Source organism: Pseudomonas synxantha BG33R (genome assembly GCF_000263715.2).
In the GTDB taxonomy this organism is placed as follows: domain Bacteria; phylum Pseudomonadota; class Gammaproteobacteria; order Pseudomonadales; family Pseudomonadaceae; genus Aquipseudomonas; species Aquipseudomonas synxantha_A.
Window position 1 is genome coordinate 1,677,750 of the sequence record NZ_CM001514.1, and the last position, 22,014, is coordinate 1,699,763.

The 22,014-nt window shown below is 59.7% G+C and carries 24 protein-coding genes, 1 tRNA gene and 1 pseudogene; 12 read left to right on the forward strand and 14 right to left on the reverse strand.

Going from position 1 to position 22,014, the window contains the following annotated elements:
* Nucleotides 1-153 precede the first annotated feature (153 nt).
* The 4 genes from PSEBG33_RS19500 (at nt 154) to PSEBG33_RS19485 (ending at nt 3,538) form a co-directional block, all read left to right on the forward strand.
* Entirely contained in the window at nt 154-765 is a 612-nt protein-coding gene (locus PSEBG33_RS19500) for a LemA family protein (protein ID WP_005785932.1), read from the forward strand.
* Nucleotides 766-783: 18 nt separating this feature from the next.
* Nucleotides 784-1,512, forward strand: coding sequence for a TPM domain-containing protein (locus tag PSEBG33_RS29905; protein ID WP_005785934.1), 729 nt, complete (start codon nt 784-786; stop codon nt 1,510-1,512).
* A gap of 31 nt (nt 1,513-1,543) precedes the next feature.
* Entirely contained in the window at nt 1,544-2,161 is a 618-nt protein-coding gene (locus PSEBG33_RS19490) for a TPM domain-containing protein (protein ID WP_005785935.1), read from the forward strand.
* 159 nt (nt 2,162-2,320) lie between these two features.
* A complete protein-coding gene (locus PSEBG33_RS19485; RefSeq protein WP_005785936.1) occupies nt 2,321-3,538 on the forward strand; it encodes a class I SAM-dependent methyltransferase in 1,218 nt (405 codons plus the stop codon).
* 103 nt (nt 3,539-3,641) lie between these two features.
* On the opposite strand, the gene PSEBG33_RS19480 is transcribed toward PSEBG33_RS19485, so the two are convergent.
* The 5 genes from PSEBG33_RS19480 to PSEBG33_RS19460 all read right to left on the reverse strand — a co-directional run bounded on the left by PSEBG33_RS19480 (nt 3,642) and on the right by PSEBG33_RS19460 (nt 9,655).
* Nucleotides 3,642-6,200 (reverse strand): TonB-dependent receptor, encoded by a 2,559-nt coding sequence (locus PSEBG33_RS19480; RefSeq protein ID WP_005785937.1) that lies wholly within the window; start codon nt 6,198-6,200, stop codon nt 3,642-3,644.
* Nucleotides 6,201-6,327: 127 nt separating this feature from the next.
* Nucleotides 6,328-7,296 (reverse strand): FecR family protein, encoded by a 969-nt coding sequence (locus PSEBG33_RS19475; RefSeq protein ID WP_005785938.1) that lies wholly within the window; start codon nt 7,294-7,296, stop codon nt 6,328-6,330.
* Nucleotides 7,293-7,832, reverse strand: a complete 540-nt coding sequence (locus PSEBG33_RS19470; RefSeq protein WP_005785940.1) for an RNA polymerase sigma factor — start codon at nt 7,830-7,832, stop codon at nt 7,293-7,295. Before PSEBG33_RS19470 ends, PSEBG33_RS19475 begins: the two co-directional genes overlap by 4 nt.
* Before the next feature lie 137 nt (nt 7,833-7,969).
* Entirely contained in the window at nt 7,970-8,842 is an 873-nt protein-coding gene (locus PSEBG33_RS19465; protein WP_005785942.1) for a dihydrodipicolinate synthase family protein, read from the reverse strand.
* A gap of 30 nt (nt 8,843-8,872) precedes the next feature.
* The gene (locus tag PSEBG33_RS19460) at nt 8,873-9,655 is read right to left on the reverse strand and encodes an aldolase (RefSeq protein ID WP_005785944.1); all 783 of its coding nucleotides are present in this window, start codon (nt 9,653-9,655) and stop codon (nt 8,873-8,875) included.
* Between the two features lie 160 nt (nt 9,656-9,815).
* Here PSEBG33_RS19460 and PSEBG33_RS19455 point away from each other — a divergent pair, with 160 nt between their 5' ends.
* Entirely contained in the window at nt 9,816-10,343 is a 528-nt protein-coding gene (locus tag PSEBG33_RS19455) for a helix-turn-helix domain-containing protein (RefSeq protein WP_005785945.1), read from the forward strand.
* Nucleotides 10,344-10,389: 46 nt separating this feature from the next.
* Here PSEBG33_RS19455 and PSEBG33_RS19450 read toward each other — a convergent pair whose 3' ends face one another.
* Nucleotides 10,390-11,406 carry a DUF4917 family protein gene (locus tag PSEBG33_RS19450; protein ID WP_005785946.1) on the reverse strand — a complete coding sequence of 339 codons (1,017 nt, stop codon included), beginning with the start codon at nt 11,404-11,406 and terminating at the stop codon, nt 10,390-10,392.
* Nucleotides 11,407-11,529: 123 nt separating this feature from the next.
* On the opposite strand from PSEBG33_RS19450, the gene yiaY reads away from it, so the two are divergent.
* Together yiaY and PSEBG33_RS19440 are read left to right on the forward strand one after the other, a co-directional pair.
* Nucleotides 11,530-12,678 carry an L-threonine dehydrogenase gene (gene yiaY, locus PSEBG33_RS19445; RefSeq protein ID WP_005785947.1) on the forward strand — a complete coding sequence of 383 codons (1,149 nt, stop codon included), beginning with the start codon at nt 11,530-11,532 and terminating at the stop codon, nt 12,676-12,678.
* A gap of 87 nt (nt 12,679-12,765) precedes the next feature.
* Nucleotides 12,766-13,440, forward strand: a complete 675-nt coding sequence (locus PSEBG33_RS19440) for an NAD(P)H-binding protein (protein ID WP_005785949.1) — start codon at nt 12,766-12,768, stop codon at nt 13,438-13,440.
* Here the strand turns inward: PSEBG33_RS19440 and PSEBG33_RS19435 are convergent.
* Nucleotides 13,412-13,888 (reverse strand): DMT family transporter, encoded by a 477-nt coding sequence (locus tag PSEBG33_RS19435; RefSeq protein WP_005785951.1) that lies wholly within the window; start codon nt 13,886-13,888, stop codon nt 13,412-13,414. The two genes, PSEBG33_RS19440 and PSEBG33_RS19435, sit on opposite strands and share 29 nt — an antisense overlap.
* 77 nt (nt 13,889-13,965) lie before the next feature.
* Here PSEBG33_RS19435 and PSEBG33_RS19430 point away from each other — a divergent pair, with 77 nt between their 5' ends.
* From PSEBG33_RS19430 to PSEBG33_RS19415, 4 genes are all read left to right on the forward strand, one after another.
* Complete coding sequence (locus PSEBG33_RS19430; protein WP_005785953.1) at nt 13,966-14,883, forward strand: LysR family transcriptional regulator; 918 nt, start codon at nt 13,966-13,968, stop codon at nt 14,881-14,883.
* A 15-nt stretch (nt 14,884-14,898) separates the two neighbouring features.
* Complete coding sequence (gene fos / locus PSEBG33_RS19425) at nt 14,899-15,315, forward strand: fosfomycin resistance glutathione transferase (protein WP_005785954.1); 417 nt, start codon at nt 14,899-14,901, stop codon at nt 15,313-15,315.
* Between the two features lie 47 nt (nt 15,316-15,362).
* Nucleotides 15,363-16,004 carry a LysE family translocator gene (locus PSEBG33_RS19420; RefSeq protein WP_005785956.1) on the forward strand — a complete coding sequence of 214 codons (642 nt, stop codon included), beginning with the start codon at nt 15,363-15,365 and terminating at the stop codon, nt 16,002-16,004.
* A 118-nt stretch (nt 16,005-16,122) separates the two neighbouring features.
* The gene (locus PSEBG33_RS19415; RefSeq protein ID WP_005785958.1) at nt 16,123-16,650 is read left to right on the forward strand and encodes a DUF4142 domain-containing protein; all 528 of its coding nucleotides are present in this window, start codon (nt 16,123-16,125) and stop codon (nt 16,648-16,650) included.
* A 52-nt stretch (nt 16,651-16,702) separates the two neighbouring features.
* Here PSEBG33_RS19415 and PSEBG33_RS19410 read toward each other — a convergent pair whose 3' ends face one another.
* The 5 genes and pseudogenes from PSEBG33_RS19410 to PSEBG33_RS19400 form a co-directional block, all read right to left on the reverse strand.
* Nucleotides 16,703-17,119, reverse strand: a complete 417-nt coding sequence (locus tag PSEBG33_RS19410; RefSeq protein WP_005785960.1) for a low affinity iron permease family protein — start codon at nt 17,117-17,119, stop codon at nt 16,703-16,705.
* 101 nt (nt 17,120-17,220) lie between these two features.
* Nucleotides 17,221-17,721: pseudogene (locus PSEBG33_RS29910) on the reverse strand (methylated-DNA--[protein]-cysteine S-methyltransferase).
* A gap of 139 nt (nt 17,722-17,860) precedes the next feature.
* Nucleotides 17,861-18,271, reverse strand: coding sequence for a type II toxin-antitoxin system HicB family antitoxin (locus PSEBG33_RS19405; protein WP_005785962.1), 411 nt, complete (start codon nt 18,269-18,271; stop codon nt 17,861-17,863).
* 22 nt (nt 18,272-18,293) lie between these two features.
* Entirely contained in the window at nt 18,294-18,476 is a 183-nt protein-coding gene (locus PSEBG33_RS28505; protein ID WP_003189411.1) for a type II toxin-antitoxin system HicA family toxin, read from the reverse strand.
* Between the two features lie 167 nt (nt 18,477-18,643).
* Nucleotides 18,644-19,537 (reverse strand): LysR family transcriptional regulator, encoded by an 894-nt coding sequence (locus PSEBG33_RS19400; RefSeq protein WP_005785965.1) that lies wholly within the window; start codon nt 19,535-19,537, stop codon nt 18,644-18,646.
* Between the two features lie 95 nt (nt 19,538-19,632).
* Here PSEBG33_RS19400 and PSEBG33_RS19395 point away from each other — a divergent pair, with 95 nt between their 5' ends.
* A complete protein-coding gene (locus PSEBG33_RS19395; protein WP_005785966.1) occupies nt 19,633-20,802 on the forward strand; it encodes an MFS transporter in 1,170 nt (389 codons plus the stop codon).
* 94 nt (nt 20,803-20,896) lie between these two features.
* Here the strand turns inward: PSEBG33_RS19395 and PSEBG33_RS19390 are convergent.
* A tRNA-Gly gene (locus PSEBG33_RS19390) sits at nt 20,897-20,970 on the reverse strand.
* Nucleotides 20,971-21,081: 111 nt separating this feature from the next.
* Nucleotides 21,082-21,966 (reverse strand): alpha/beta fold hydrolase, encoded by an 885-nt coding sequence (locus PSEBG33_RS19385; protein WP_005785967.1) that lies wholly within the window; start codon nt 21,964-21,966, stop codon nt 21,082-21,084.
* Nucleotides 21,967-22,014 lie beyond the last annotated feature (48 nt).

Sequence of the window (22,014 nt, forward strand, 5' to 3'; positions counted from 1 at the left end):
AGATAAATGCAGCACACTCTGAACTCTTTTTCGCGCTGGGCATCTTTGTAGCTGATTGGCTCGATGCATTCCAGTGGTGGCGGATTATGCCCCAAGCGCGTGGTTTATAGGGTTAGTCGTCAAATTCCATCAAGATTGGGCAGGAGAAACACCATGCAAGCAGCACAGACTTACCGTTGGGGCTTCAAGGTCGCGGCTTTGCTATTGATCAGCACCGTGCTGAGCGGTTGCGGCATCAACAACATCCCGACCCTGGACGAACAGGCCAAGGCGGCCTGGGGCCAGGTGCAGAACCAGTATCAACGCCGTGCCGACCTGATCCCCAACCTGGTGGAAACGGTGAAGGCCTATGCCGCCCACGAACAGGAGACCCTCACCGCCGTGATCGAAGCGCGGGCCAAGGCCACCTCGATCCAGGTGGACGCCAGCACCCTCGACAACCCGGAAAAACTCAAGCAGTTCCAGCAAGCTCAGGATGGCTTGAGCGGCGCACTCAGCCGTTTGATGGTGGTGTCCGAGCGTTACCCGGACCTCAAGGCCAACCAGAATTTCCTGGCCTTGCAATCCCAGCTTGAAGGCACCGAGAACCGTATCGCCGTGGCCCGTCGTGATTTCATCCAGACCGTGCAGGCGTACAACACCGAAATCCGTACTTTCCCGGGCCGTCTGTGGCATAGCGTGATGTACAGCGACTTGCCGATCCGCGCCACGTTTGAAGCCACCAGCGCCGATGCCGACAAGGCGCCGCAGGTGAAATTCAAATAACGCTGCCTTGAGGTGTCGATGCGTTTATTACGGATAGGCCTGGCGTTCTGGCTACTGGCTTGCATGGGCATGGCCCAGGCGGCCCTGACCTTCCCGGCATTGACCGGGCGGGTGGTGGACAACGCCCAGATGATCGACCCGGCAACGCGCCAGCAGCTCACTCAACAGCTGCAGGCGCTGGAGCAGACCTCCGGTGACCAGCTTGTGGTGGTCACCGTGCCCGACCTGCAGGGCGTCCAGATTGAAGACTACGGTTATCAATTGGGGCGCGCATGGGGCATCGGCCAGAAGGGCAAGGACAACGGCGCGCTGTTGATCGTTGCCCGTGATGAGCGCCAATTGCGCATCGAAGTCGGTTACGGCCTGGAAGGTGTGCTGACGGATGCGCAGTCCTGGGTGATCATCAACCAGGTGATCCTGCCCAAGTTCAAGACCGGCAATTTCAGCCAGGGCATCAGCGACGGCGTGGCGGCGATGATCCAGGTGGTGGGCGGTGAACCCCTGGCGGTGCCCGCCCATGTGGCGGATGCGAATTTCGCCAAGGATAACCCCGGGTTTTCCATCGGCCTGTTTATCCTGCTGATCGGCGTGTTGTGGCTGTGCAATCGCATGGGCTTGCCGGTAGGCGCTATCCTGCTGGCCATTCTCAGCAGCAGCGGCCGCGGCGGTGGTGGGGGCGGCGGTGGCGGTGGTTTCCGTGGCGGCGGTGGTGGCTTCGGCGGTGGCGGGGCTTCGGGCGGCTGGTAATGACAATAACGAGAAAAGAGCATCTACAACCATGGCATTACTGACTGAACATGAGCAGCGCCAAGTCGCCGAAGCAATTGCCCGGGTCGAAAAAAACACCGACGCAGAACTGGTGACCGTGCTGGCGGCGCGTGCCGACGACTACGCCTACATCCCGTTGCTGTGGGCCAGCCTGATCGCGTTGGTGGTACCGGGCGTGGTGCATTATTTGTCGGGCTACCTGACCATGTACACCTTGCTGTTGGCGCAATGGGCGACGTTTATTGTGTTGTGCCTGGTGTTTCGCTTGCCCAAGGTCACCACCCGCCTGATTCCCCGCTCCGTACGCCACTGGCGCGCCTCGAACCTGGCGCGTCGGCAGTTTCTGGAGCAGAACCTGCACCACACGCTGGGCAGCACTGGCGTGCTGATATTTGTCAGCGAGGCGGAACGCTACGTGGAGATCCTCGTCGATGACGGCATTTCCAAACGCCTGGATGACAGCAGTTGGGACGCCATCGTCAAGACGTTCACCCAGCAGGTGAAACAGGGGCAGACGCTGGCCGGGTTCATTGCGTGCATCGAGGCGTGCGGCGAGTTGCTCAAGGTGCATGTGCCGGTGACGCAAACGCGCAATGAGCTGCCCAATCGCCTGGTGGTACTCGAATAACCCGGCCAACTCAGTTCCAAATGTGGGAGGGGGCAGGTCCCCTCCCACATTTGGATCTACTGTGGCTGCTGGAACTGACCATTGGTCAAATAACCCCGTGCCCTGAACCCCTATCCCCCCTAAAATGCCCGGCATTCTTTGCCCGAGGCGTTTTTGTTCATGTCCGTCACCGCTCAACCCGCCAACCCTGCGCCGGATCATCACGCCCAGTTCATCCAATTGCTGAGCGCAAGCCTTGCGCAAAACGCCTTTATCAAGCTGGTGCTGGCCAAGTACGTCGGTGAGGAAGCCGAGCTGCAACGGCTGATCATCAAGCCGGTCACCGTCAAAGACCAGCCGTGCCTGTCCTTCGTGTACCGCTACAAGACCCGCGACATCACCAAGAATTTCCCCTTGGCTGACGGCGTGGCGGCGATTGCCGAGCTGTTGCCTGCGTCATTCAAGAACGCGCACTTGCTGTCGCTGACTGACGAAGCCCAGCTGGAATACAGCAAGAAGAACAAAAGCTCGCTGTTCAAAAGCCAGCCGCAACAACTGCGCGAAGCACCGTCAGCCGAGCATAACCGTGAGAAGAACCGCTACCTCGACCTGAGCCGGCCGTTTCTCGCCGATCTGGGGGTGACCGATGCCAGGCAGGCGTTGATTCCCTCGATGTCGCGCAAGTGGAAGCAGATCAACAAGTTCATCGAAGTGTTCAGCCATGCGCTGACGTCGTCGCCGTTGAAACTCGACCAACCGGTGCGCGTTGCCGATTTCGGCTCTGGCAAGGGCTACCTGACCTTCGCCATTCACGATTACCTGCGCAACACCCTCAAGGCCGAGGGCGAGGTTACCGGTGTTGAATTGCGCCAAGACATGGTCACCCTGTGCAACAGTGCTGCCGCGCGGCTGGAGCACCCGGGGCTGGTGTTCAAGTGCGGGGACGTACGCAGTGTGGCGCCGAGCGAGCTGGACGTGATGATCGCCCTGCATGCCTGCGACATCGCCACCGATTACGCGATCCATACCGGCATCCGCTCCGGCGCGTCGATCATCATGTGCTCGCCATGCTGCCACAAGCAGATCCGCCTGCAGATCCAGAGCCCGGCGCTGCTCAAGCCGATGCTGCAATACGGCCTGCACCTGGGCCAGCAGGCAGAAATGGTCACCGACAGCTTGCGTGCGTTGTTCCTGGAAGCCTGTGGCTATGAGACCAAGGTGTTCGAGTTCATCTCGTTGGAGCACACCAACAAGAACAAGATGATTCTTGCGGTCAAGCGTGCGCAGCCTTTGGACAACGCGCAGTTGCTGGTGAAAATCCAGGAGCTCAAGGCGTTCTACCACATCACTGAGCACTGCCTGGAAACCCTGTTGCGCGGGGATGGCTACCTGGCCTGAAGTGAGCGTTCCCTGTGGGCGCTGGCTTGCCTGCGATGACGATGGTGGCTGTACCACGGCTATCGCAGGCAAGCCTGCTCCCACATTTGGAATGCGTGTGTGGTCAGAAGAATCGCGTCACGCTGATCTTCGCATCGCGCCCCTTGGTGTAGGCGCGGTCGCCGCTCAACGCCGGGCGGAAGTTTTCGTTGAACAGGTTGTCCACGGTGAAGTTCACCTCGGTGCCTTTGAGGTAAGCCTGCTGCGGTTTCCATTTGGCGAACAGGCCCTGGGTGTTGTAACGCTTGTTGCCGTACTGGTCGAAGAACCGGTCGCCCACGCCGGAGCCCGGGCCACCGGAGTATTTGTCGCTGGGCAAGCGGTCGGTAGCGCCGATGAATTGACCCATCCAGCCCACCTGGGCATCCCAGGCCGGGATGTTGGTGCCCAGTACCAGCACCCATTTGGTCGGTGGGATATCCCGTGCCGCCACATCCGGGCCCCAGGGGTTGGTATAGGCGCCCTGATGCTGGCCCTTGGCATAGGCAAACGATACCGAACCAAACAGGTAGGTGGAGTTATAGATCGATTCGAGTTCGACGCCCTTGATGGTCATGCCACCGATATTGCGATAGTTGGACATCGGCCCCGGTGGGCACGCTGAGGAGATGCTGCCGCCGTTGATGGCCTGGTTCTGGCAGCCCACGCCGGTGGCCTTGAAGATTTCGTCTTCGACCTTGTTGTGGAACAGGGTAGTGCGCAGTTGCAGGTTATCGTCCTGGGCCAACAGGTTGTCGAAGTTGGTGATGTTGCCCAGGGTGATCGAGGTGATGCGCTCCGGGTCCAGGTCCACGCTGGTCGCGGTGCGGCTGCCCAGACCCTGTACTTCATATTGTTCGTCGATCACCGGGGCGCGCCAGGTCTGGCTCCAGTTGGCGAACAACCCCACATTCGGCGTCACGGTCCAGAACAGCGCCAGGCGTGGCGACCAGCCGGTGTAGGTGCGGTCGCTGTAATCGTGGCCAACCGCGGGGTCGGGGTTGTTGTAGTAGGGCGCATCGTTGCCTTCGCCACGGTTGCGCACATGGTCATAGCGCAGCGACGGGGTGATGGTCACGTCGCCGAGGGTTACCGCGTCCTGGATAAAGAAGCTGTTGGTATCGACCTTGCCGTGGGGCATGAAGCCCGGCTGGAAGTGCCCATAGTTGTAGCGCGGCGTGTTGTAGGTGGTGCCGGGCATCCACATTTCGGTTTCGCGGATGTGCTTGCGGATCTGCCCGCCGACGGTCACCGCGTGCTGCAAGGGCCCGGTGTCGAACAAGCTGACGTTGCGGATGTCGAGGTTTTTGTCGGTGTAGGCGGTGTCCATCTTGCGCCCGCCGGTAGCCAGTTGGAAAAACGCGGTGGCGTCACGCTCGTCGGTCTGTTCGGTATTGGACTGGGAGTATTTGACAGTGAGGTCCACCAGCGGGTTATCCAGCGGCTGGTAGTGATACTTGCCCGACCAGGTGGTATCGACCGTATCGCGGTGCGCGAGGAAACGCTTCAATGCCCCTTCGTAGCCGTAGCGGTCGATGTTGAACTGGGTGGGCGGCGTTGGGTAGCTCGCGGCGGAAAACGGCGTCCAGCGGTTGCTGTGAGAACGCGAGTACGACAGGCCGACACTCTGCTCATCGGTGAAGTACGCGTTGACCTTGAACAACTTGCCGTCCACATCCTGCGCGCTGTTGGGCAAGCGCTGGGGGTTGATCGGGTACTCGTTGTTGTCGTTGGGCAACTTGGCGGCCACCTTCATATCGCCGCCGTCGCGTTGGGTCAGATAGGCCAGGGCGTCGAAACGGCCATCGTCGGTGCGGCCATACACGGCACCGCTGTAGACCTGTTCATGGTCATTGCTGGAGTAGCCGTATTTGAGCATCGCGCCGCTGTTGCGACCGTCCTGGAGCAGGTCCGGGGCGTCCTTGGTGATCATGTTGACGGTGCCGCCGAAGCCGCCATTGCCGGTGAACGGCGAGTTGGGGCCTTTCTCCACTTCGATGCGCTTGATCAGCTCGGGTTCGATAAACACCGTGCCTTGCTGGTAGCGCTCAAAGCCGGTCTTGGTGGCGCCGTCCACGGTCAACGGCACGTCTTCGGCATCGCCGAAACCACGAATGTTGATGGTCTGCCCGCCAGGTTTGAGCGAACCGCCCTGGCTGACGCCGGGCAGGGTCTGCAACAGGCTCGGAATGTTATTGGACTGGTAGCGGTCGATATCGGCCTGGGTCAGGGTGGAGCGGTTGACGGTGCCGGCGTTCACTTCGTTGCCGGTGCCGATCACGCTCAGCGTGTCCAGCTGGATCGCGGCGCTGCTGGTGGCCTTGCCCTCATCGGGGCGCACTACGTAGGTGCTGCCGACCTTGATCAGGGTGAACTCGCCGTTTTTCAGCAGGGAGCGAATCGCTACTTCTGCGGTGTAGTCACCGTCAAGCGCCGGCGCTTTCAGGTTTTTGAGCAGGTTTTCATCGAACAGCAGCTGGATTTTCGCCTGCTGTGCCACCTGGCTCAGGGACGTGGCCAGTGACTGGGCCGGCAGGTGCAGGGTGAACGACTCGGCCTGGGCATTGAGGCTGAAGGCCAGGCACGTGGCCATGAGCGTGGGTCGAAGAAACAGGTGCGAAGCGTGGCAAGGCGCGCGAAACATGAAATCCCCCGGAGCGGCTAAATAGCCAAAAAGGTGTGCGTATCAAACACGGACAGGAGGAAGACGGGGCAGGCCAAAAAAACCACACATGCGAATGCAATATATTCTCATGTGGGCGGTATGCAGGCTATTTGCTCGGCTCGATTTTCACACTGCCATCGGCCAAGACCACGGTTTTTACCGGCAACAGGGCGGGCAAGGCGTTGAGCAGGGCATCGGGGTCATTCACATCCAGGTTCCCCGACACCTTGAGTTGCGCCACGGCCTTGCTGACCTGCAACGGCGCCTGGGGACGGTACAGGCTCAGCTCGTCGATCAGGCTGGCCAGTTCGCGATTGCGAAACGATAAATGCCCGCTGCGCCAATCGGCCACTTCTTCAGCGCTGAGGGTTTGTTGTTGCAGGGTGCCTTTGGCGTAGCTGTAAGCGGCACGTTGCCGGGCGCCGAGCAGGGTGGTGGGGCTTTTGCTGTCCGGCTCGAACGCCACCTGGCCATGGGCAACGCTCACCACCAGTTGCTGTTGGCCGCGGCGCACGTCAAAACCAGTGCCCACCACCCGTATGATCGACTCGCCGGCTTGCACGTAGAGTGGCCGCTCCTTGTCGGCCGCCACTTCGATATACAGCTGGCCTTTGTCCAGATGCACGACACGTTGATGGGCGCTGAAGTCCACGCGGATGCGGGTGTTGGCATTCACGTACAAAGTGCTGCCATCGGGCAGGTTCAAGGTACGCATACCTTTGGCATGAGCGGCGACCTGGGTGTGATACAGCTCGCGGGGCGCGCCGATGTGGGTCGCCAGCACGGCGCACAGCACGGCAGCGGCCACCGCAAGGGCAGGGCGCCAGAGGGGGCGTTTGCGTTTTGCCAGCGGCAGCGGTTTGTTCAGTTGTTGCAACTGGGCCAGGTCGGCCCACAGCTGTTCGAATTCGGCATAGGCACGCGCATGGGCTGGCACCGCCTGCCAGGCGGCAAAGGCTTTGCGGTCGGCACGGCTGGCAGCGTTGCGGTTGCGCGCAAACCAACTGGCGGCCTGGGCGTCGATGGAGTCGCTCGTTTGGCTGTCCAGGGCGTCGATGTCGCTCGGGCGGTTCATTCTGGCTGCTCCGTGCCGGGGTCGGATTGAAGGCGTCGCTTGCAATGCAGCAGGGCCAAGGCAATATGCTTTTCTACCATGCTGGTCGAAATGCCCATGCGTTCGGCGATCTGTGCCTGGCTCAAGCCTTCGAAGCGGTGCAGCATAAGGGCTTCTCGCCGGCGGGGCGAGAGTTCGGCGAGGACTTCTTTCAACTGTTCCAGGCGTTGCAGGCGAAGGGCGGCGGCCATGGGGTCGTGCTGTTCGTCGGTGACCGGCTCGGTATCCATTTCGGCGTGATCGGAATGGGCGGTGTGCCGTACCTTCTGTTTGCGCCAGTGATCGCGCAACAGATTGCGCGCCATCTGAAACAGAAACGCCCGGGGCTGCTCGACCTTGGCTCGATCGCGGTAGCCCAGCCACTGGGTAAAGACATCCTGAGTCATGTCCGCCGCGTCGCTGGCGTTGTCCGTGCGTTTACGCAGGAAATACAGAATATCTGCATAAAACCCGCGACAGGCATCGGCCGACGACGGGTCGGGCTTGGGATGAGACATGGATATCCTTCTTGACGAAGCACGGCGTGGAAAAGTCGTGAATGATATCGAGAATTATTGCTATTTGTCTCTATTAAAAGGCTGTACTCAATTCAACTGTGGGAGGGAGCAAGCCCCCTCCCACACAGGCCCTGAGTTTATTTCAGAAGTGTTTTGAGTTGCTCGATCCCCGCCTCACCCAGCGGGAACACCGGCAACCTTGGATCCCCCACCTCCAGCCCAGTCAAGCGCAACCCGGCCTTGATCGTCGTCGGCAACCCGCCCTTGAGGATGAATTGCAGCAACGGCAACTGCCGGTAGAACAGCTCTCGCGCTTTATTCAAGTCATTGGCCAGCACTGCCTGATACAGGTCCAGATTGAGTTGGGGGATCAAGTTCGGCGCCGCGGTGCACCAGCCTTTGGCACCGGCCGCGAAGGCTTCCAGGGCCAGCGGGTTGCAGCCGTTGTAGAACGGCACGTCACTCTCCAGTTTTAACTGGTGCATGCGCTGGATGTCGCCCGTGCTCTCCTTGACCATGGTCACGTTGTCGACCTGCTTGAGGATGCGCAGGATCAACTCCACCGACATGTCGGTACCGCTGGTGGCCGGGTTGTTGTAGAGCATGATCGGCACGCCGATGCTGTCGCCGATTGCGGCGTAGTGGGCGAGGATTTGCGCTTCGCTGAGTTTCCAGTATGAGGCGGGCAGCACCATGACCACATCGGCACCGTGCGCCTCGGCATAGCGCGCTCGGCGCACGGCCTTGGCGGTGGTCAGGTCGGACACGCTGACAATGGTCGGCACGCGTTTGGCGACTTTCTCGATGCTGTAGGCACTGACTTCGTCCCACTCGGCATCGCTCAGGTAAGCGCCTTCGCCGGTGCTGCCCAGCGGCGCGATAGCGTGGATGCCGCTGTCGATCAAGCGGTCGATAGAACGCCCGAGTGCGTCGAAGTCAACACGCTGGCCATCAGCACTGAACGGGGTGATGGTGTAGCCGATGATGCCGTGAATAGTTGGATTGGACATGGGAAAACTCCGGTCGAAAAAAGGGGGCGATCAGTTCAGGCAATCGGCATGTTTACGCAGATTCTGCCGCGCGTAGTAATTGAACGCAGCGCCATGGCGCTTGGGCTTGGAAATCCAGTCGTGGGCCTCGCGCCCCAGCTCTGGCAGGATCGGCTTGACGGTGCCCGCAGACATCGCCAGCAACTGCAACTTGGCCGCCCGCTCGATCAACTGCGCGATGACACAGGCTTCTTCGATGCTGGCCCCGGTGGACAACTGGCCGTGGTGCGAGAGCAGGATGGCGCGCTTGTCACCCAGCGCCGTGGTGATGATCTCCCCCTCTTCATTGCCCACCGGCACGCCGGGCCAGGCCTCCAGGAACGCGCAATCTTCATACAGCGGGCAGAGGTCCATATGCGACACCTGCAACGGCACTTCCAGCATCGACAGCGCGGCAATGTGCGTGGGGTGTGTATGGATGATGCAGTTTACATCCGGGCGCCCGCGGTACACCCAGGTGTGAAAACGGTTGGCCGGGTTGGGGATGCCATGACCTTCGAGCACTTCCAGGTCTTCGTTGACCAGCAGCAGGTTGCTGGCGGTGATTTCGTCAAAACCCAGGCCCAGTTGCTGAGTGTAGTAGGTGCCAGGCGCAGGCCCGCGTGCGGTAATTTGCCCGGCCAGGCCAGAGTCGTGGCCGTGTTCGAACAGAATTCGGCAGGTCAGCGCCAGCTTTTGGCGCTCGGTCCACGTATTATCTGCCAGGCTGTTTTGCATCTGGCTCAGGGCTTGCTTGACCAGTTGGTCTTTCGGGAGTGCTAATGTCTTGGCCATATCGGTGTCCTTTGGGTAGTTCAATGGACGTCGGATTTGCTGCTCGCCCGCTGCTCGCAAGGTCGTTGGGTGACTGCAAATGACACTAAAGATGCTATATGACACTTTGTGTCATTGGCAAGCACGGCTCATCGCTTTCTGCATGGATTAACCGCAGCAAATGTCTATCCGTTTGAAATTACTTAGAAAAAAACTTGGCGTAACCCTGGAGGCCCTGGCCGAAAAGTCCGGGATGACCAAGAGTTACCTGTCGAAAGTGGAGCGTGGGCTCAACACGCCGTCCATTGCTGCTGCGCTGAAACTGGCCAAGGCGCTGAACGTGAAAGTCGAAGAGCTGTTCAGCGAAGGCAACGTCAGCCTCGACAGCTACAGCCTGGTGCGCAGCCATGAACGGCCCGACACGTCACCGGGTTATGCGGTACTTGCCCATCAGGTGAGCGAGCGCAGCCTGTTGCCGTTCATCATCTACCCGCCGGCGGAGTTCACCGACAAGACCTTCAAGGAGCATTTGGGGGAAGAGTTTCTGTTCGTGCATGAAGGCCAGGTGGAAGTGGATTTCATGAGCGAGCGGGTGCTGTTGGAGCGCGGCGATGCGCTGCATTTCAATGCGCAGAAACCCCACCGGATTCGCTCGGTGGGAGAGGTGCAGGCGCAGTTGCTGGTGGTGGTGCACAGCGCTGAGGAATGACGCTGATCCCGATTTGAAATGCAATCAAATGTGGGGGCGGGCTTGCTCAGTGTTCGACCGGCACCGAAAGCGCCGGGTTACCCAGCGGATGCGTGCGCGCCGCGAAGAATTTCAGTTGCGCTCCTGTACCTTCGAACAGCTGCGAATACCGCTGCTTCTGCTGACGAATAAAGCCATCAGTGCGCCCCGAAACCGAGATCGCCAGGGTGGTGATACCGGCCTGGCGAATCGCATCCGCCAGGTGTTTATCCTGCGGCCCCAAGTCATGCCCGAAAATGCACAACGCGCCTTCATGGCTCAGCAACTGCTCATAACAGAACGACAGATAATCCGAACTGCGAATGCTCTTGAGCTTTTCCTCCACCTTGCCTTCACTGACGAACAGCGGCACATCGTCCAGCGTCTTGATCGTGTTGTTGATCGCGAAACTGCTGAGCAAGGTGCTGTCGGTGGACGGCAGTTTTCGCGCTGTGCCATCAAGGTTGCGCACCAGATGCAGGCCGCCGTGCAGGTAGAGAATGCGCGTGGTGTCGGTGTGGGTATTGCGCAGGTCGAAGCTTGAATCGGCGCTGCGGAACAGGTCGTCGATCCCGGGCGTGTGCAGGATTGCCCAGTAGTTGAGCAAATCGTAATTGCTGGTGAAGACGGTGGCGTAGCGTGCCAACTCATTGTTGATCGTCGCCAGGGTCGATGGCTGCACCAGTCGCCAGGGGATGTGTACGGTGTGAATGGTGTTGATCAACGCTTCCTTGATCGCGTAATAGCGATTACGCGGTGCCGCCGAACTGACCGCCAGGGCCTTGTTGACCCGGCTGGTGGTTTTCAAGGCGCCCAGGGCTTGCTCGAAACTGCGGGTTTGCAGGGCATCGAACACGCTGAGTTCGGATTGGCTTAGGGGTTTTTCTTCAACGGTGCGGGCGTTTTCAAACAGCGAGTCGTAGGCAAAGTCTTCCCAGATCGTGCGGCTGGCGCCGTTGCCGATCAGAATCCCGTTGAAGTCGATGGCGTCGCGCAGGGCGCTCCAATCTTCAAGGTGGGCGTCAATATCCTGGAAATCCTTCATTGCGGCGGGTCTACTCGAAATCGGCTGGAGGGTGACTTTATCACGAGCCGGCGTTGATCCTGATCAAGATGCGCTATGCAGTACCGGTGGATTCTGTCGGCATAAAGCCTCTGAGGATCGACCATGAGCAGCACATTTTTCATCCCCGCCGTCAACATCATGGGCAGCGACTGCCTCGACGAAGCCATGACCGCTATTCGCGCCTACGGCTTTCGTAAAGCCTTGATCGTTACCGACGCCGGCCTGGCCAAAGCCGGTGTGGCCAGCATGATCGCCGAGAAGCTGGCGATGCAGGATATCGACTCGGTGATCTACGACGGCGCCAAGCCCAACCCCACGGTGGAAAACGTCGAGAAGGGGCTGGCGCTGTTGCAACAGACGGCCTGCGATTTCGTGGTGTCCCTGGGCGGCGGCTCGCCCCATGACTGCGCCAAGGGCATCGCCTTGTGCGCCACCAACGGCGGACGCATCGGCGACTATGAAGGCGTCGATCAGTCGAGCAAGCCGCAACTGCCGCTGGTCGCCATCAACACCACCGCCGGCACTGCCAGCGAGATGACGCGGTTTTGCATCATCACCGACGAAACCCGTCACGTGAAAATGGCCATCGTCGATCGCAACGTCACGCCGCTGCTATCGGTCAACGACCCGGCGCTGATGGTCGGTATGCCCAAGGGCCTCACCGCCGCCACGGGGATGGATGCGCTGACCCACGCCATCGAAGCCTACGTGTCCACCGCCGCCACACCGATCACCGACGCCTGTGCGATCAAGGCCATCGAGCTGATCAGTGCCAACCTGCGCCTGGCGGTGCGCGACGGCAACGACATGGCCGCACGGGAAAACATGGCTTATGCGCAGTTCCTCGCTGGCATGGCATTCAACAACGCGTCCCTGGGATTTGTGCATGCCATGGCTCACCAACTGGGTGGTCTGTACGACTTGCCCCATGGCGTCTGCAACGCCGTGCTCCTGCCCCACGTACAAAGCTTCAATGCCAGCGTCAGTGCCAAGCGCCTGAGCGACGTGGCCCGCGCCCTCGGCGCGGACATCAAGGGCATCACCGTGGAGGAGGGCGCCCAGGCCGCGATTGCGGCAATCCGCCGACTGTCCCAGGACGTGGAAATCCCCGCCGGCCTGCGTGAGCTGGGTGCCAAGTTGCAGGACATCCCAGTGCTGGCCGCGAACGCGCTGAAGGACGCGTGCGGGCTGACCAATCCACGACGGGCGGATCAGCGTCAGATTGAGGAGATATTTCGTAGCGCGTTTTGATAGGGCAGCCTCAGGCGGCAGGCGTTAAGCTACACGCTCAACGCGTTCTACTTGAGCAAGCTTGCGGCGTGCCGCTGAGGTTCCCTAATGAGAGTTCTGTTATTCGGCGCCACCGGCATGGTCGGCCAGGGCGTGCTGCGCGAGTGCCTGCTGGCGGCAGATGTGCAGGAAGTGGTCGCCGTCGGCCGCACGCCCCTGACCCAGCAACACGGCAAACTGCATCAGGTGCTGCACAGCGACATGCTCGACTTCCAGCCCCTGGAGAACCTGCTGCAAGGTTTTGATGCGTGTTTCTTTTGCCTCGGTGTCTCGTCGGCAGGCATGAACGAAGCCCGGTACACCCACCTCACCTATGACCTGACCCTGGTGGCTGCCAGTACCCTGGCGCGGCTTAATCCGCAGATGACCTTTATCTACGTGTCCGGCGCTGGCACGGACAGTTCCGAGACGGGCCAATCAATGTGGGCGCGGGTCAAGGGCAAGACGGAAAACGCCTTGCTGCGCCTGCCGTTCAAGGCGGTGTACCTGTTCCGTCCGGGGATCATTCAGCCGTTGCACGGCGTGCGCTCAAAGACGCCCTTGTATCAAGCTTTCTATAGCGTGCTGGGGCCGGTGCTTTCGTTTGTGCGGCGGGTAAAACCGGCTTGGGTGGTGAGCACCGAGACTGTCGGCCGGGCAATGTTACAGGCTGCGAGCCTGGGCGCGCCGCAGCCGGTGGTAGAGCAGGCCCAGATCAATCGCCTGGCGGCTGAGCGCCACTGAACTGGATCAATGCCACGCCGCCGATCAGCAGCAACGCGCCCAACACCCGCGGCGTTGTCAGTTGGCGTTGCACCAGGCCGAACAGGCCGAAATGGTCGAGCAGCAACGAGGCGAGAATCTGCCCGGCCATCGCCAACGCAATAAACCCTGACGCGCCGAGTTTGGGCAGCAGCATCAACGCCAGTGAAATAAAACAGACGCCGAAGGCGCCACCGGCCCACATCCACAACGGTGCCTTGGTGATAAATGTCAGGCTCGGCAAGGGCAGACGCAAAGCGATAATCACTGGCAGCAGCACGATGATACTCACCAGCAACGACGCCAAGGTGGCCCACAATGGATGGCCGAGGCCGCGCCCAAGATTAGCGTTGATTGCACTTTGAAACGGCACCACGGCTCCGGCGATCACCGCCAGCGCTAACAAACCCATCCAATGCAACGCGCTCATCTCCATGCTCCCAGAAGTTTCGCTGGACTCTAGGCTATTCGTCGCGCAGATTTAAATTCCAAGTTCTTATACAGACCATGCAGCTGATGAATGATCTACGCCGCATCGACCTTAACCTGCTGGTGATCCTCGACGCCTTGCTCAGCGAGCAACACGTGACCCGCGCCGCCGAGCGCCTGCACCTGAGCCAGCCGGCGGTGAGCCACGCGTTGGCGCGGCTGCGCGATATGCTTGGCGACCCGCTGTTGGTGCGTCAGGGCGGCGCGCTGGTGCCCACGGCTCGGGCTCTGGAGTTGGCAGCGCCATTGGCCGAAGCGCTGGGCCAGGTGCAGGCATTATTGGCGCCGAATCGTTTTGACCCCACCTCGGCCAAGCGCCGCTTTCGCGTGGCAATGTCAGACTACAGCGCAGCGATCCTCCTACCAGGATTGGTCCGCGTCCTGCGCAGTGAAGCGCCGGGCATCGACCTGCAGATCATCCAGGCCAGCCGCGAAGGCATGGTTGACGGCGTGCTTAATGGCGATCTCGACCTGGCGGCGGGCGTATTCCCCGACATGCCCGCCGAACTGTGTACGACGCCATTGTTCGAAGAGCATTACACCTGCCTGGTCGACCGCCACAGCCTTGCACCCAGCGGTGCGCTGGACCTGCCGACTTACCTGTCGCGCCCACATGTGCTGTTGGAGATGCGCGGCAGCGGTACCCCGGAAATCGAACGGGCACTGACTGCGATACGTGAACGGCGGCATGTGGCAATCAGCCTGCCGCACTGGGGCGTGGCGCCACAGTTGATCGAGGGCACGGACCTGATTTTGACGGTGTCGTCCCGGGGTTTACTGAATATCGACCATCAACATTTGCTGACCGTGCCACCGCCGTTTCATATTCCCTCGTTTGCTTTTGAGCTGGCCTGGCATGTGCGGCGGGGTGGTGATTCTGGGTTGCAGTGGTTGATTGGGCGGGTGCGCGGTGTATTGTCCGATGGTCACCGATAATAAGAGAAAACCTAAATGCTAACCGGCTTCAACCACCTGACCCTGGCCGTCACCGACGTGCCGCGCAGCGTCAGTTTTTATCACGATCTGCTGCGTGTTCAACTCGATGCCACTTGGGACAACGGTGCTTACCTGTCCTTGCCCGGGCTTTGGCTGTGTCTGTCGCTGGATCCGGTGCGCTCGACCACTGCAGCAATGGATTACACCCACTATGCCTTCACCGTCGATGCCGCTGATTTCACCGCGTTGGTCGAACGCCTGCGGGCCGCCGGCGTGCAGGAGTGGCGTGACAACCGCAGTGAAGGCGCGTCGTTTTATTTCCTCGATCCCGACGGCCACAAGCTGGAGGTTCATGTCGGTGATCTGGCCTCGCGCCTGCAAGCTTGTCGCGCCAAGCCTTACGCAGGAATGAAGTTTTACCCACCGCAGTGAAACATGCAGAATCAATCACCTTCAAGAATCCGTCAGAGCGTCTATTCATGACCCCATCCTTGCTGCTCGCCGTCCTTGCTTCGGGTTTTATCTACGGTATTACACCTGGCCCAGGTGTTTTGGCCGTGTTCGGCATCGGTGCTGCGCGTGGCCGGCGTGCCGGAGCGGGTTTTTTGTGCGGGCATTTGCTCGGTGATGTGGTGTGGTGCAGTACTGCGCTGATTGCCATCGTCGGTGCGCGAGAAGTGGGCAGCAGTGCGTTTGATGTATTGGGCGTACTCAGCGGTGTGTATCTGTTCTGGCTCGGCTGGCGTGCGATCCGTACCCAGCGCCGCAACGGCGATGCCCCCCAGGGCGCGGCGCGGCACCCGTTCTGGCATGGCATTGTGTTCGGCTTGACCAACCCCAAAGCCTATCCGGTTGCCGTGGCGACTTTCACCGCGTTGCTGTCCAGCCGTGCCGAGTTGTTGACGTGGTCGATGCTGCCGTCGCTGATCTTCGTGAGCTTTGTGGGCGGCCTGTTGGCCTATGGGATTTTGATCGGCGTGGTCGGTGCCCAACGAGTGCGCACGGTGTATCAACGCCATGAAATCCTGATCACCAAGCTCTGCGGCGTGATGTTCATCGGCTTTGCCATTAATGCCCTGGCGCATGCATTGCCGGGCTTGTTTGCAAGCAAGCCGGCATGAAATGACGACAACCGTTCGTCGCACTGATAAGTTTTTTCTAAACCTTTGCGGCTCTGAAAATTCGAATCCAGGGCGGGTGTAGATCCCCGTACCTATTTTTGCTCTGGAGGAACCCATCATGAGCCGCATGGCTATCCGGTTACGCACCGCCAGTTTCGCGATGCTGCTGGGCCTCGGCGCCAGCAATGCTTTCGCCCAGTCGCCTGCTGAATTTATCGAGCAGGCTTCGGCCAAAGGTATGGCCGATATCGAAACCAGTCGCATGGCCCACGCCAAGACCTCGTCCCAAGAGATCAAGGACTACACCATTGAGGTCATCAACGAGCGCACCCTGGCCAACCAGCACTTGGCAGCCATCGCCAAGAAGCTCGATTTGCCGGTCGCGCCACGGGAGAAGATCGTCGATAAGGCCGAAACCCTGATGCCCGAACTCAAGGACGGTGACTCCTTTGACGCTGCCTATACCGCACAGCAGGTCAAGGAAAACGAAGACGCCATCGCCCTGTTCAAGAAAGAAGGTGCCGCGTCGGATGTGCCGGAGATAAAAGCGCTGGTGGATGAGACGCTGCCCAAGCTCGAAGAGCGTCTGCAAAAAGCCCGTGCCCTGGCATCAACCTATGGCAAGGGTCATCAAGGCGACGGTTGAGACCGTAGCGTGAAATGAAATCGGCGGTGGGGGCCTACCCAACCGCCGTTTTCTATGCCTGATTCAGGTCCGTCTTGGTCGGCGCCACGTTGTCGGTGCAACCGTTGTTCAAACTCAGGCTGCTGGTGTTGCCAATGTCGCGGTATTCCTGGCGCAGCTTTTCCAGTTCCTTGCGGTCCAGGCCATCGAGGCTGAGCACGGCATTCTGCGCATCCTTGGATACGCGCAGCAGCTCATCAATCTTGATATGCAGGATATCGTTGTCGCGGTTTTGCGTGTTCTGGATCAGGAACACCATCAGGAACGTGATAATGGTCGTCGAGGTATTGATGATCAGTTGCCAGGTGTCGTTGTAGTGGAAATAGGGCCCGCTCAGGCTCCATATCAGGATCAGTGCGACGGCTGTGTAGAAGGTTCGGGGGCTGCCTGCCCAGCGGGACAGGGTTTGCGAGACCGTGGAGAATTTCATTACCGTTTCCTGTGTGAAGAGGTGATGAATAATTGACCACAGCAGTTCTTTGAAATTTCTTTTAACAAATATCTCGGTAAACGGTTCAGTCGCCGCCTAAGTCAGAACGCCAGCTCTGCCTGACCTGCGCCTTCCAGTGCCAGCAAATACTGCTTGGCCTGCAACCCCCCGGCAAATCCGGTCAGCCCGCCTGATGCACCAATCACCCGGTGGCAGGGGGCGACAATCGAGATCGGATTACGCCCATTCGCCGCACCGACTGCGCGTACAGCCTTGGGGTTGCCGATCTGTTGGGCAATCTGGCTGTAGCTGCGCGTTTCGCCGAAGGGAATTGTCAGCAGAGCCCGCCAAACCTGTTTCTGAAAATCGGTACCGGCGAAATCCAGCTCCAGCTCAAACCGATTGCGCGATCCGGCAAAGTACTCCGTTAACTAGCGTTGGGTTTCCAGCAATATCGGGCTGTCATTGGCCTCGACCAATTCACCCAGGCGCACACGGTTTGCGCGTTCCACTTCCCATAAAATGGCGCTCAGTTTGCCGTTGCGCGCCACCAGGGTCAGTTCACCGACAGGGGAAGGCATGAGCTTGAATTGGTAAGTCATGAGCGGGCTCCTCGAACAGGCGTTTAATGGGCATGACGCTACTCTAGTTCCGCCAGCGGGTCTGGAAACTACGTTTCTTGCGGTCAAATTCTCGTCAGCTGAACGTTCCGGTAAACCCTTCGGTTTTGCTTCGCCGCGATTATCGATCCTGTTGCAATACCTTGAGTGCCGCGGACGCCAGAAACCCCGAGCGGCTTTTTTCTTCCGGGTGATTCAGTACATAGTCATCGATGCGATTCAACAGATACCCCGGCAGGGTGATGTTGAGTTTTTGCGCCTTGCCCAGGTACTTGGTGACGTCGATGTCTACCACCGCCCAGGTGCAGCCTGCGTACTGTGGGTTGGCGGCGTGCAAGGTGACTTTCTGCGCGCAGGGGATCGGCGCGCCATCTTCTGCAAGGATCTCGAAGTGCCCCTCGATGGCTTCGCGGGCCATGGCCATGGCGTCGTCCAGGTCATCGCCGGCGGAATAGCACCCGGGAATATCCGGGACTTCCACGCCCCAGGCGTGGTCCTCGTCGCCCGTTGAAATTGCGATGGGATAAAGCATGTGTGTTGCCCTCCAGGGACGGTTAACTCAGCAGAGCCTGTTTCAAAATGCTCTTGGCGGTTTTATCCAGCAGGTCCTTTTTTGGATGAGGAATCGTGACCAGACCGGGCTTTGTCGGGTGCTTGAAGTGATGATGACTGCCCCTGATGCGCACCAGATACCAACCGTCTGCAACGATGTGACCTATCAAATAGCGGCTATCCACATCACCTCCTTGTGGTGTGTGTTGGTGGTGACTATAACTACTGAAAAAAAATTATCAACACTCTACCTACCGATGGTCGATGTCCGGTATTTCGGTAGCGGTTGAAGGAAGTGTATGGCGGCGCTGGAATGGCGCCGCCGAGACGTATTGCGGGATTTTTCGCGGTATTACCGGATGTGTAATACCTGTTCAAGTACACCAATAAATGCATCCACCAATACGCCTCTTCCTGATGTCGGGGTAAGTACCAACAACTGCGCACATGCATCCACTTCCTGCAGCGGTCGATACGTCACGCTTTTGTTCATCAAGCTCTGGGTACATTCCGGGACCAGCGCAACGCCTTGCCCGGCCGCCACCAAGGCAATGATCGACGTGATCTGTCGCCCGGTCGGCCCAGGGCGCAGGGGCTGGCCGTGGTGTCGGTAAAGTTGCTCGATGGACTGGTTCAAGCCAGACCCGTAATCGGCCGGAAACAGAATCAGCGGATAAGTGCTGAGTTGGGCCACGCCGAGCATCGTTTGACTGGCCAATGGGCTGTCGCTGGAGACGGCGGCCACCAATCGCTCCTCACCCAGCGATAACGCCTGGACATCGGCGCTTTGCGGCATCAGGCGGCTCAAGCCGATATCCAGGCGTCCGTCCGCCACCTGGGCACCCAGGCTGCCGGATGCGCATTCCACCAGGGTCAACTGCACATCGGGAAAGCGTTGGGCGAATGCCTGGATCGCCTGGCTGAACAGGTCCGACAGCGCGATTGAGCTGGCATATCCCAGTGCCAGTTGGCCCGCAGTGCCGGCGGCCAATTTACGCGCGATCACTTGCGCCAGTTCTACTTGCTCCAACACACCGCGGGCATAGGGCAGGAACGAACGCCCCTGAGCGGTGAGGGTGACCGTGCGGCTGGTGCGGTCAAACAGCTTGAACCCCAATTCTGCCTCCAGCGCAGAAATCTGCCGAGTCAGCGGCGGCTGGGCCAGATGCAGGCGAAGTGCAGAACGGCCGAAGTGCAGTTCTTCAGCGACCGTCAGAAAGTAACGCAGCTTGCGTAGGTCGAGCATCCTGATCCTTGGGTATCAATCGGTCGGAATTCGGTATTGGTTAAAGGCACGCCGGCCATTCTATAAAGGCCGCACAAAATAAAACGAGAGGTTTCATGAAACCGCGTCTGCATTGTGCCCGCCTTGCCCTGTTCCTGTGTGGCTGCGCCGCATTCCTCAACCTCTACGCCACCCAGAGCATCCTGCAGGTGTTTGCGGCGCAGTTCGGCATCAGCGCCAAGGCTGCGGGCTGGAGCATTACCGTAACCACGCTGGCGGTGGCGATCACTGCGCCATTCGTCAGCCACCTGACCCGGTACTTCGAGCAACGCACGGTGATAAGCCTGGCGGCGCTGTTGCTGGCGGGGCCGGCGTTGATGACGGCCTATGCTGACAGCTTTGCTGAAGTGTTGGTTTGGCGCTTTGTCGAGGGCATGCTGATCCCCATAGTGTTCGCCACGAGCGTGGCTTACATCGGCGATCGCTGGAGCGGTGGCACGGTGACTGAAGTCACCAGCCTGTATGTGGCGGGTACCGTGCTGGGTGGGTTCGCCGGCCGGTTCGTCACTGGGGTGGTGACCGAGTACGTGGGCTGGCGCGAAGCGTTTGAGTGGCTGGCCGTGTTGAGCGTGATGGTGGGCGGTTTCATCCAGTTTCTGCTGCCCGCCAATCGCCCGCGGGCGAAGCCGGCCAAGGCGGCTTGGTCAGGTGCTTTACGCACGCCGCTGATGGCCGCGTATGCCGTAGGTTTTTGCGTGTTATTTTCACAGGTCGCCGCCTTCACCTACGCAGGTTTGTACCTTGGCCTACCGCCTTTCAACCTCGGGCCTGCGGCCTTGGGAGCGCTGTACACGGTATTTCTGTTGGCGCTGATCGTGATACCCATCGCCGGCCGCCTCAGCAAAGCCCGCCCACAGGCCCAATTGCTGAGCATCGCTGCGGTGCTGGGCGTTTGTGGTTCGGCCCTGACCCTGGTGCCTTCCCTGTGGTGCATCGTGGTAGGTCTGGCCTTCAGCTCCACCGGCGTGTTCCTCGCCCAAGCCGCTGCCAATGCCTTCATCACCGCCAACGCTGGCGACAGCAAGGCAAGAGCAGTGGGGGTCTACCTGACCTGTTACTACCTGGGCGGTAGCTGCGGAGCTATCGTGCCGGCGCTGATTTGGGAGCGCTGGGGCTGGGCCGGGTGTGTGGGGCTGATCATCGGTTTGCAACTGCTGACCCTGTTGATCGCGTTGGTGGGCTGGAAGCCTGTCAACTCCGAGCTGGTCAGTGCACAACGTTCTTGAACCTCAAATCCCAGGCATAAAAAAACCGGTCACCAGGGACCGGTTTCCATGCATCCTTCGCCAGATTTAGCCTGACGCAGGTGCCGCATTCAAGTGGAGCGGGTAGAGGGAATCGAACCCTCAACTAAAGCTTGGGAAGCTTTCGTTTTGCCACTAAACTATACCCGCTCAGAGCGGCTGACTTTGTACCAGATGTTCGCTGCAATTTGAAGTTTTTCTTTGAAAAATGTGTGGGTTGCGTGTGGCGAAGGCGCTTGTTCACCGTCGCCAGTCTCCATTTCAAAGGGTAGCTGCATGCTGCGTCTGCCCCTGGTGATATCGCAGCCGGCTCACCTGTCGCTCTGGTTTCAAGAAGCCCACCACTGCCTCACGGCTATCCCGGCACGCCGCTTTGTGCTCCATATCCAGAAAGTGCCCCGTGGCCTGGATGGTGCTGAAGCTGCTCTTGGCCACATGCTGGCCAAACAGCCTGGCATCCTCGGCGCTGGTGTATTCGTCCCATTCGCCGTTCAAGAACAGCACCGGAATGTCGATCTGTTTGGCCGCCCTGAGGTAGCAAAGCCGGTCGCTGTTGAGTACGTGGCTGATGTGAAAGTGCATCTGCCCATATTCGTGCTCGGCCAGGTTGCTGACGTGGCGGTAGTTGAAGCGCTTGAACAGCGACGGCAGATGCTTGCCGATGGTGCTATTGACCAGGTGGCCGACGCGGTCGCGGTCGAGGTTGCCGAGGTAGTCGACACCGCGCTCAAGGTAATCGCGCATCGGCGCATTGATCACTGGCGAGAATGAGCTGATCACGGCTTTTTCCACACGTCGAGGCCGGTGTGCAAGCGCAACCAGCGTGGCGGCACCGCCCCACGAAAAGGACAGCACATGCTCTGCGGCGAAGTGATCGAGCAGTTCCAGGAGAATCTGGCCCTCAACTTCCTTTGTCAGCATCTGCTCATGGCGGTTATGGATTTTGGAACGGCCGGCGTAAGGCTGGTCGTACAAAACCACATTGAATTGCGGGTACAGGCTTTTCACGGTTTGAGCGAAGGACGCCGTGGTCGCCATGGAGCCGTTGACCAGGACGATGGTCTTTTCAGCCGCGTCCGCGCGATAGAACTCCGTGTACACCCGATACTGACCCTGTATATCCAGCACAGCGATTTCTGGCCTCATGTCGTAAGACTCCTGGCAAGCGGGTAGTGCGCGCAGATCACTCTGCAC